10 protein-coding genes are annotated in these 8,715 nt (G+C 68.4%); 4 read left to right on the forward strand and 6 right to left on the reverse strand.

Going from position 1 to position 8,715, the window contains the following annotated elements; genetic code table 11:
* Together serA and ABDV68_RS16545 are read right to left on the reverse strand one after the other, a co-directional pair.
* Window positions 1-1,511: phosphoglycerate dehydrogenase (gene serA / locus ABDV68_RS16540; RefSeq protein WP_343521206.1), on the reverse strand; the 1,511-nt coding region annotated here is incomplete at its 3' end.
* 132 nt (window positions 1,512-1,643) lie between these two features.
* Window positions 1,644-2,804 carry a phosphoserine transaminase gene (locus ABDV68_RS16545; RefSeq protein ID WP_343521207.1) on the reverse strand — a complete coding sequence of 387 codons (1,161 nt, stop codon included), beginning with the start codon at window positions 2,802-2,804 and terminating at the stop codon, window positions 1,644-1,646.
* A 185-nt stretch (window positions 2,805-2,989) separates the two neighbouring features.
* On the opposite strand from ABDV68_RS16545, the gene ABDV68_RS16550 reads away from it, so the two are divergent.
* Together ABDV68_RS16550 and ABDV68_RS16555 are read left to right on the forward strand one after the other, a co-directional pair.
* Window positions 2,990-3,667: an extensin family protein gene (locus ABDV68_RS16550; protein ID WP_343521208.1), complete on the forward strand. Its 678-nt coding sequence runs from the start codon at window positions 2,990-2,992 to the stop codon at window positions 3,665-3,667.
* 22 nt (window positions 3,668-3,689) lie between these two features.
* A complete protein-coding gene (locus ABDV68_RS16555) occupies window positions 3,690-4,556 on the forward strand; it encodes an LOG family protein (RefSeq protein WP_343521209.1) in 867 nt (288 codons plus the stop codon).
* Window positions 4,557-4,612: 56 nt separating this feature from the next.
* Here the strand turns inward: ABDV68_RS16555 and ABDV68_RS16560 are convergent, their stop codons facing one another.
* Window positions 4,613-5,290 carry a cytochrome c family protein gene (locus tag ABDV68_RS16560; RefSeq protein WP_343521210.1) on the reverse strand — a complete coding sequence of 226 codons (678 nt, stop codon included), beginning with the start codon at window positions 5,288-5,290 and terminating at the stop codon, window positions 4,613-4,615.
* Between the two features lie 126 nt (window positions 5,291-5,416).
* Here ABDV68_RS16560 and ABDV68_RS16565 point away from each other — a divergent pair, with 126 nt between their 5' ends.
* Together ABDV68_RS16565 and ABDV68_RS16570 are read left to right on the forward strand one after the other, a co-directional pair.
* The gene (locus ABDV68_RS16565) at window positions 5,417-6,310 is read left to right on the forward strand and encodes a prephenate dehydratase (protein WP_343521211.1); all 894 of its coding nucleotides are present in this window, start codon (window positions 5,417-5,419) and stop codon (window positions 6,308-6,310) included.
* Between the two features lie 51 nt (window positions 6,311-6,361).
* Window positions 6,362-7,297 carry a hypothetical protein gene (locus ABDV68_RS16570; protein ID WP_343521212.1) on the forward strand — a complete coding sequence of 312 codons (936 nt, stop codon included), beginning with the start codon at window positions 6,362-6,364 and terminating at the stop codon, window positions 7,295-7,297.
* Here the strand turns inward: ABDV68_RS16570 and ABDV68_RS16575 are convergent.
* From ABDV68_RS16575 to ABDV68_RS16585, 3 genes are all read right to left on the reverse strand, one after another.
* Window positions 7,294-8,157, reverse strand: a complete 864-nt coding sequence (locus tag ABDV68_RS16575) for an alpha/beta hydrolase (RefSeq protein ID WP_343521213.1) — start codon at window positions 8,155-8,157, stop codon at window positions 7,294-7,296. The two genes, ABDV68_RS16570 and ABDV68_RS16575, sit on opposite strands and share 4 nt — an antisense overlap.
* Window positions 8,158-8,189: 32 nt before the next feature.
* Window positions 8,190-8,498 carry a YciI-like protein gene (locus tag ABDV68_RS16580; protein WP_343521214.1) on the reverse strand — a complete coding sequence of 103 codons (309 nt, stop codon included), beginning with the start codon at window positions 8,496-8,498 and terminating at the stop codon, window positions 8,190-8,192.
* Window positions 8,498-8,715: 2-oxo acid dehydrogenase subunit E2 (locus ABDV68_RS16585; protein WP_343521215.1), on the reverse strand; the 218-nt coding region annotated here is incomplete at its 5' end. The genes ABDV68_RS16585 and ABDV68_RS16580, both read right to left, overlap by 1 nt.

Raw genomic sequence — 8,715 nt, forward strand, 5'->3', positions numbered from 1 at the left:
GTCACCGCCTCGTCGACCGAGAGCAGCAGCACCGCCTCGCCGCCCGCCTCGCGGCGGCCGAGGTGGAAGGTGCCGATATTGACGCCGGCGTCGCCCAAGGTCGCGCCGAGGCGGCCGATGAAGCCCGGCGCGTCCTCGTTGACGACATAGAGCATATGGCCGGCGAGATCGGCCTCGACCTTGATGCCGAACAGCTCGACCAGGCGCGGGGTGCGGTTGCTGAACAGCGTGCCGGCGACCGAACGCTCGCCCGCATCGGTCTTGACCGAGACGCGGATCAGCGTGTGGTAATCGCCTTCCTTCTCGGTCTTGATCTCGCGCACCTCGACGCCGCGCTCCTTGGCGAGGAAGGGCGCGTTGACCATGTTCACCGTGTCGGTCTGGGTGCGCAGGAAGCCCGCCAGCACGGCGCTCACGATCGGCTTCTGGTTGACCTCGGCCGCGGCGCCCTCGCTGTGGATCGAGACCCTCGGGATGTTGCCATGGGCGAGCTGGCCGACCAGGCTGCCGAGCTTCTCGGCGAGCTCCATATACGGCTTCACGCGCGGCGCTTCCTCGGCGGAAAGGCTCGGCATGTTGAGCGCGTTGGTGACGCCGCCGTTGACGAGATAGTCGGCCATCTGTTCGGCGACCTGGATCGCGACGTTGACCTGCGCCTCGCTGGTCGACGCGCCGAGGTGCGGCGTGGCGACGAAGTTCGGTGTGTTGAACAGCGGGTGCTCCTTGGCCGGCTCGGTCACGAAAACGTCGAGCGCGGCGCCCCCGACATGGCCCGAATCGAGCAATTCCTTGAGCGCCGCCTCGTCGACGAGCCCGCCGCGCGCGCAGTTGATGATGCGCACGCCCTTCTTGGTCTTGGCGAGGTTTTCCTTCGACAGGATGTTGCGCGTCTGGTCGGTCAGCGGGGTGTGCAGCGTGATGAAGTCGGCGCGGGCGAGCAGCTGGTCGAGCTCGACCTTCTCGACCCCCATCTCGACCGCGCGCTCGGGGCTGAGGAACGGGTCATAGGCGACGACCTTCATGCGCAGGCCATGCGCGCGATCGGCGACGATCGAGCCGATATTGCCCGCGCCGATCAGGCCGAGCGTCTTGCCGGTCAGCTCGACGCCCATGAAGCGGTTCTTCTCCCACTTGCCCTGCTGAGTCGACAGATCGGCCTCGGGCAGCTGGCGGGCGAGCGCGAACATCAGCGCGATGGCGTGCTCGGCAGTGGTGATCGAGTTGCCGAACGGGGTGTTCATCACCACCACGCCCTTGCTGCTCGCATAGGGGATGTCGACATTGTCGACGCCGATCCCGGCGCGGCCGATGACCTTGAGGTTGGTCGCGGCGTCGATGATCTCCTTCGTCGCCTTGGTCGCGCTGCGGATGGCGAGGCCGTCATACTGGCCGATGATCGCCTTGAGCTCTTCCGGCGTCTTGCCGGTGATCTCGTCCACTTCGACGCCGCGCTCGCGGAAGATCTGCGCGGCCTTGGGGTCCATTTTGTCGCTGATGAGCACCTTGGGCATTTCTCTAGTCCTGTTCCCTAGGTCGTCATCCCCGCGAAGGCGGGGATCCATTGCCGCTGACGTGGCGGCTCCTTCGACAACCTGTGTGAATAGATTCCCGCCTGCGCGGGAATGACGATTTGTTGGTTAAGTTCAGCCAGCCTTCGCCGACGCGTAGGCCCAGTCGAGCCAGGGGCCGAGCGCTTCGATATCCGCGGTGTCGACGGTCGCGCCGCACCAGATGCGCAGCCCCGCCGGAGCGTCGCGATAGCCGGCGACGTCGTAGGCGGCGTCCGCCTTCTCGAGCAGCGAAGCGAATTTCTTGATGAAGTCCGCATCGGCGCCCTCGACGGTGAGGCACACGCTGGTCTTCGAACGCGAGGCCTCGTTCGCGGCGAGATGGCCGAGCCAGTCGCGCTCGGCGACGATCTTGTCGAGCGCCGCGGCGTTGGCGTCCGAGCGCGCGATCAGACCGTCGAGCCCGCCAAGGCTCTTCGCCCATTCGAGCGTGAAGATCGCATCCTCGACCGCGAGCATGCTGGGGGTGTTGATCGTCTCGCCCTTGAACACGCCCTCGGCGAGCTTGCCCTTGCTGACCAGGCGGAACACCTTGGGCAGCGGCCAGGCCGGAGTGTAGCTTTCCAGCCGCTCGACGGCACGAGGGCCGAGGATCAGCACGCCATGGCCGCCCTCGCCGCCGAGCACCTTCTGCCACGAGAAGGTGGCGACATCGATCTTGTCCCAGGGCAGGTCGTAGGCGAACACCGCACTGGTGGCATCGGCGAAGGTCAGGCCCTCGCGGTCGGCCGGGATCCACTCGCCGTCCGGCACGCGCACGCCCGAGGTGGTGCCGTTCCAGGTGAACAGCACGTCGTCCGCGAAGTTCACCTGCGAGAGGTCGGGAAGCTGGCCGTAATCGGCGCGGATCACCATGGGATCGAGCTTGAGCTGTTTGACCGCATCGGTGACCCAGCCCTCACCGAAGCTCTCCCAGGCAAGCGTGGTCACGCCGCGCGCGCCGAGCATCGTCCACATCGCCATCTCGAACGCGCCGGTGTCGGAGCCGGGGACGATGCCGATGCGATGCGTGTCGGGCAGCCGCAGCATCTCGCGCATCAGCTCGATGCAATAGGCGAGACGGTCCTTGCCGAGCTTCGAGCGGTGCGAGCGTCCGAGGACCTCGACCGCGAGCTTCGACGCCTCCCAGCCCGGAGGCTTGGCGCAGGGACCCGAGGAGAAATGGGGGCGAGCCGGCAGGTGAGCGGGCTTGGCAATGGACGCAATTCCGGCGTCGGCGGCAGTCACTTCAGTCATATAGACTCTCCTTGCAGAGAGCACGCGCGGCGTTGGGACCGCGTGGCCCGCCGGCGGCCCTAATGGCCGGCCCCGCGAAGTCAAGCAAAGAGCTGCCGGTGGAATAGTATCTTTTGAACCCATCGTTCCGCGCCGCGGATTTGGCGGTTGTCGCGGATTCGGACCAGCCGCTAAAGTCGCGTGCGATGCGTATTCTGTCGGTCCTGCTGTCCGCCCTGCTCCTGACCGCCTGCTTCGGCGGTGGCGAGCGCGAGCCGCCCAAGCGCCCCGGCATCCGTCCCGATCCGCGCGGGCCGGTGACGCTCAACCTGCCGACCAGCCGCGAGACTCAGCTATGCTATGCCGACCTGTCGCGCGAGGGCGTGCGCTTCAGCCCGCTGCCCGACCGCGACTATGGCGGCGGATGCCAGGTGATCGGCGCGGTGCAGCTGATCGATGTCGGCCTGCCCGTCTCGGGCCTCAAGGCGATGCGTTGCCCGCTCGCGCGCAGCTTCATCGCCTGGGTGCGCAACGCCGCGGTTCCGTCCGCGCGTGAGATCTTGAACGGCGAGCTGGTGCGGGTGGAGACCTTCGGCACCTATTCGTGTCGCGGCATCATCGGCGGCGGAAGCCGCGCGGCGGGGCGCGTGTCGGAGCACGGCCTCGGCAATGCGGTCGACGTCGCCGCGTTCATCCTGCGCGACGGGCGGCGCATCAGCATCGAGCAAGGGTGGAACTCGGACGACGAGAAGGTGCGCGATTTCCTGCGCATCCTGCACCGCTCGGCGTGCCGCCGCTTCGCCACCGTGCTCGGTCCCGACTATAACGCCGCGCACGACAACCACTTCCATCTCGACATGGGGCGCGGCCCTTTCTGCCGTTGAGGAATTGGATTAAGCGTCGCCGATGACAGATACCAAAGTCCCTTCGCGCGTCTTTCCGCGCGCACGCCAGGATGCCGAGACCGCCGCGACCGGCGTGTCCACCCCGCAGACCGAACATCCCGCCTATCGCCTCGCCTTCCAGGACATGGACTTCCTGCTGCGCGAGGACCTGCGTCCCGTCCGCTTCCAGCTCGAACTGCTCAAGCCGCAATTGCTGCTCGACGAGGCCAGGATCGCCTCGACCTTCGTGATCTACGGCTCGGCGCGAATCCCCGAACCGGCCAAGGCGCAGGCGCTGCTCGACCTCGCCACCGACGACCAGTCGCGCCGCATCGCCGAGCGGCTGATCGAGAAGTCCAAATATTACGACGTCGCGCGCGAGCTGGCGGGACTTGCGAGCTGCTATCCGCTCGACGAGACCGGGCAGCGCCACTTCGTGGTGTGCTCGGGCGGCGGCCCCTCGATCATGGAGGCGGCGAATCGCGGCGCGACCGAGAAGGGCTGCGAATCGATCGGGCTCAACATCGTGCTGCCGCACGAGCAGGCGCCCAACGAATATGTGACGCCGTCGCTGTCGATGCAGTTCCACTATTTCGCGCTGAGGAAGATGCACTTCCTGCTGCACGCGCGCGCGGTGGCGGTGTTCCCCGGCGGGTTCGGCACCTTCGACGAGTCGTTCGAGCTGCTGACGCTGATCCAGACCGGCAAGATCGCGCCGATCCCGGTGCTGTTCTACGGCAAGGAATTCTGGAACCGAGTCGTGAACTTCGACGCGCTGTGCGAGGAGGGCGTGATCAGCCCGCGCGACCTCGACCTGTTCCACTTCTGCGAGACCGCGGAAGAGGGGTGGGCGATCGTCGAGGACTTCTACGCGGACCGCGAAGGATAAATCCCGACGCTTCGTCATCCCCCGCCTGCGCGGGGATGACGTCTATCGGGTGACTCTCAGTGGCCCTTCTTCGCCGCCTCGGTCGCAGCCGCCGGGTCGACCGACGGCGCGCCGCTCGCAGGGGTGCCGGCATTGCCCATCTCGGTCGAGTTGGCGTCGGGCGCCGCGGCATTGCCGGCGGCGTCGCCCGCGGCCGGTGCCGCCTCGGCCGCCGGAAGCGGGAGGTTCGAGCCCTGCGCGTTCATGTACGCGATGACGTTGGCGCGCTCCTGCGGGTCGGACAGGCCGGCAAAGGTCATCTTGGTGCCCGGCGCGTACTTGCGCGGGCTGGCGAGCCACTGGTCGAGCGCCTCGAACGTCCAGTTGCCCGGCACGCCCTTCAGCGCGTCCGAATAGCCGAAGCCCGGCATATGGCCGTGCGGCTTGCCGACGGTCGCCCAGATGTTGGGGCCGACGCCGTTGGCGCCGCCATTGGTGATGGTGTGGCACGCCGCGCACTTGGCGAACGACGCCGCGCCCTTGGCGGGATCGGCCTTGGCGAGGCGGTTGGCGATCGGCTCGGCCGCGGCACCGCCGCCGCCGCCGCCTTCGCCGCCGTCGGCGCTCTCGACCGGATAGCCGGCCTTTTCGGGCTTGCCGCTATGATAGATCATGCCGCTGGCGATCGACAGGCCCAGCGCCGAGGCACAGCCGAACAGGACCCAGCCTGCGATCGTGTTCATGCGATTGTCCATTGCGCGCCCGTATGCCCCAAGAGTTGATGACGACGTGTCGAAGTTGGCGGTTCCTTTAGAGTGGCCTTTTGCACACCGCAACCCGGGCTTGCTCGGCTTCTTCCACCTCGCTAATCGCGCCCGCCAATGGAAAATTTCGCCGCGCCCGCGCGTCCGATCGTCGCACGCATGACGCAAGCAGCGCTTGCCGAGCCCAAACGTGCCGTCGCCTTTCAGGGCGCGCCGGGTGCGAATTCGCACATGGCGGCGCTCGAGGCCTTCCCCACCGGGCTGCCGCTGCCCTGCTTCAGCTTCGAGGATGCGATCGACGTCGTGCGCGAGGGCAAGGCCGATTGCGCGATCATACCGATCGAGAATTCGCTCCACGGCCGCGTCGCCGACATCCATTTCCTGCTGCCCGAATCCGGCCTCACGATCATCGGCGAGCATTTCCTGCCGATCCGCTACGCGCTGATGGGCCTGGGCGAACGCGCTGGCGTGCGCCAGGCGATGAGCCACCCCCAGGCGCTCGGCCAGTGCCGGCTGTGGCTCAAGCAGCAGGGTATCGCGCCGCTCTCCTATCCCGACACCGCCGGCGCCGCCGCGGTCGTGGCCGAGGACAATGACCCGGCGACCGCCGCGCTGGCGCCGCCGGGGGCCGCGGCGCTCTACGGCCTCACCATCTTCGAGAACGACGTCGCCGACGCCGATCACAACATGACTCGCTTCGTCGTGCTGGCGCGCTCGGCACCGCCGCTCCGCGACCATGGGCCGTACATGACGACCTTCGTCTTCGAGGTGAAGAACGTGCCCGCCGCGCTCTACAAGGCGCTGGGCGGCTTCGCGACCAACGGGGTCAACATGACCAAGCTGGAAAGCTACCAGCGCGGCGGCAGCTTCGCGGCGACCGAATTCTATTGCGACATCGTCGGCCGCCCCGGCGACCCGGCGGTCGACCGCGCGCTCGACGAGCTCAAGTTCCATACCAAGTCGATGCGCGTGCTCGGCACCTATCCCCAGGCGCGCGCGCGGCCCGAATAGGCTCGCCGCGCCCGGTCGGCCCTGCTAGTCCTCGCGCAACAAGGGGCAGGGATGATCGACGAGTTCGAGCAGGATGAGGTGCGCCGCAGCGCGGTGTTCGGCTGGCCGCTGCTCGTGGCGCTGCTGAGCTGTCTCGCGCTGATCCTCGCCAGCGCGTTCGCCCCGGCGCTGCTGCCGCGGCTCGACCTTTCGACGATGGTGCTGGCGGGGGCGGGCGCGGGCCTCGCGCTGTGGCTGCTGGTGCTGCTCGCGGGAAGCCGCACGCGGCAATGGCTGGTGGTCGGCGGCGCGCTGCTCGCACTTCCGGCGGCGGGCGCGCTGGCCGGGCTGGGCGCGGGCCGCATCCATGTCGCGCGCTCGGCCGAGGATGCGCGGACCTTCGCCGAGCTCGACATCGCCGCCGACGGCAAGCCGAGCGTGCCGGGCGGCGCGGCGGCGCGCGGCGCGGCGTCGGCCGCCTATCTCGCGGCGATCCGCGAGGCGGACAAGGACGACCGCGCTTGGGACGATGCGCTGGTCAAGCTCAACCTCGGGGTGCTGAGCAGTCCCTATCTGCTTCAGCAGGCGCCGCAGATCCTGGGCAATTGCGCGTCGATCGCGAGCCTGGAGCAACTGGCGCAGGACCACGCCAAGCGGGCGCGTGCGCGAGCGGCGCAGCTCGTCGCGGCGGTGGATCGCTCGGAGCTTCCGGCGGAGGCCAGGCCGGGCGTCCGCACCGTCGTCACGGCGGGCGACGAAGCGGCGCAGCTGGCGAACCGGATCGAGCTGGCGCGCGCCAGCCGGGCGCAATGCGAGCTGCTCGCGCGCCGGACCTGGCACAATGCGGCGGGCTATTTCGGCTTCGCCAATGCCGGCGATCGCGCGCAGTTCAAGGAGATCACGGGGCAGGTGCTGGCAGCGTCGGGCAAGGCCGAGGCGCTCAAGCGGGCCGCGAGGGACCGGCGCATCGCCGGACGCGAGCAAGTGCGCGAGGCGCTGACGCGCTAGCCGAGGGTCCGTGTGAGGAAATCGCGGATCAGCGGCGTGACCTGCTCGAAATGCGTCTCGAGCAGCCAGTGGCCGCCATCGTCGAACAGGTGGAGCTCGGCATCGGGCAGGTCGCGCAGATAGGCGCGGCCCGCCGCTTCGGGCATGAACCCGTCGCATGGTCCCCACAGGATCAGCGCGGCCGGTTGACGCTCGCGCAGATAGCCCTGGTAGCGCGGGAACCAGTCGCGATTCGCGCGCAGCCCGGCGATCACGTCGCGACAGAGGCTGCGCCGCTGCGGATCGGTCAGCGCCCAGTGCAACGTCCAGAGATCCGGCGGGATTCGGGTAGCGACCTCCCCTTCGGTGCCGCCGATGAATTCGTGCCGGTAGCCTTCGAGCGTGATCGCGTCGGCCAGCGCCGCCTTCCGCTCGGGAGTCGGATCATCCCAATATGCCTTGAGCGGATCGTAATTGGGGCCGAGCGTGTCCTCGTAGATGTCGCCATTCTGGATGATCACCGCGGCGATCCGCTCCGGATGGGCGATGGCGAAACGAAGGCCGATCTGCGACCCGAAATCGTGCAGCCAGATTGCGCATCGCTCGACGCCGAGCCGGTCAAGGAAGGCATCGAGGAAGGCGGCATAGCCGTCGAAATCATGCGCGAAGTCCGCCGGGGTCGCGCTGTGCCCCCAGCCCGGGAAATCCGGCGCGAGCGTGCGCCAGCGGTCGGCGAGCGCCGGCATCAGGTTGCGATACACGAAGGACGAGGCGGGATAGCCGTGCGGGAGCAGCAGCACCGGCGCGTCGGCCGGCCCCGCCTCGCGGTAGAAGATGTCGACGCCGTCCACGTCGATGCGGCGGTGATGGACTTGGGGCATGACGGTTCGAACGCCGCGCCGCGCCGCTGGTTTCAGCCGGCGGGGCGAACCGGTGCAGCGGCGTCCCGGCCCGCCACGGTCGCCCAAGGACGGACGCGCCAGCTCGTGACCAGGCCGTTGACGACATAGGGATCGTTGCGCGCAAACGTCTCCGCGACCGTCGCGTCATCGGCGATGAACAACAGCAGCGCGCCATCGATCGGATCGCCTGCCGCACCGGCGAGCAGCAGCTCGCCGCGATCCGCCGCCGTCCAGGCGAGCGACAGATGCGCGTCGCGGAACTGCGACCGCCGCGCCAGATAGTCGGGCGCGAGCTCGTAGCTGAGCAGCCAGTGCGCCATCAGTCGGCGAACAGCAGCACGGGCGTCTCGAGCAGCTTGCGCAGCGCCTGGACGTAGCTCGCCGCGTCCCAGCCATCGACGACGCGGTGGGCGCAGCTGATCGACAGGTTCATCAGCTTCGCCCGCACGATCTCGTCACCCTGGAACACCGGACGCTCGACGATCTTGTTGGGGCCGATGATCGCCACCTCGGGCTTGTTGATCACCGGCGTCGTCG

Origin of the sequence: Sphingomonas sp. (genome assembly GCF_039595165.1) — a bacterium.
Taxonomy (GTDB): Bacteria; Pseudomonadota; Alphaproteobacteria; order Sphingomonadales; family Sphingomonadaceae; genus Sphingomonas.

What these genes read in the sequence shown, in the direction of transcription:
- ABDV68_RS16580 (WP_343521214.1), bottom strand. Translation starts at nt 8,498, where the DNA reads ATGGCGCACTGGCTGCTCAGCTACGAGCTCGCGCCCGACTATCTGGCG.
- ABDV68_RS16550 (WP_343521208.1), top strand. Translation starts at nt 2,990, where the DNA reads ATGCGTATTCTGTCGGTCCTGCTGTCCGCCCTGCTCCTGACCGCCTGC.
- ABDV68_RS16555 (WP_343521209.1), top strand. Translation starts at nt 3,690, where the DNA reads ATGACAGATACCAAAGTCCCTTCGCGCGTCTTTCCGCGCGCACGCCAG.
- ABDV68_RS16545 (WP_343521207.1), bottom strand. Translation starts at nt 2,804, where the DNA reads ATGACTGAAGTGACTGCCGCCGACGCCGGAATTGCGTCCATTGCCAAG.
- ABDV68_RS16565 (WP_343521211.1), top strand. Translation starts at nt 5,417, where the DNA reads ATGGAAAATTTCGCCGCGCCCGCGCGTCCGATCGTCGCACGCATGACG.
- ABDV68_RS16575 (WP_343521213.1), bottom strand. Translation starts at nt 8,157, where the DNA reads ATGCCCCAAGTCCATCACCGCCGCATCGACGTGGACGGCGTCGACATC.
- ABDV68_RS16570 (WP_343521212.1), top strand. Translation starts at nt 6,362, where the DNA reads ATGATCGACGAGTTCGAGCAGGATGAGGTGCGCCGCAGCGCGGTGTTC.
- ABDV68_RS16560 (WP_343521210.1), bottom strand. Translation starts at nt 5,290, where the DNA reads ATGGACAATCGCATGAACACGATCGCAGGCTGGGTCCTGTTCGGCTGT.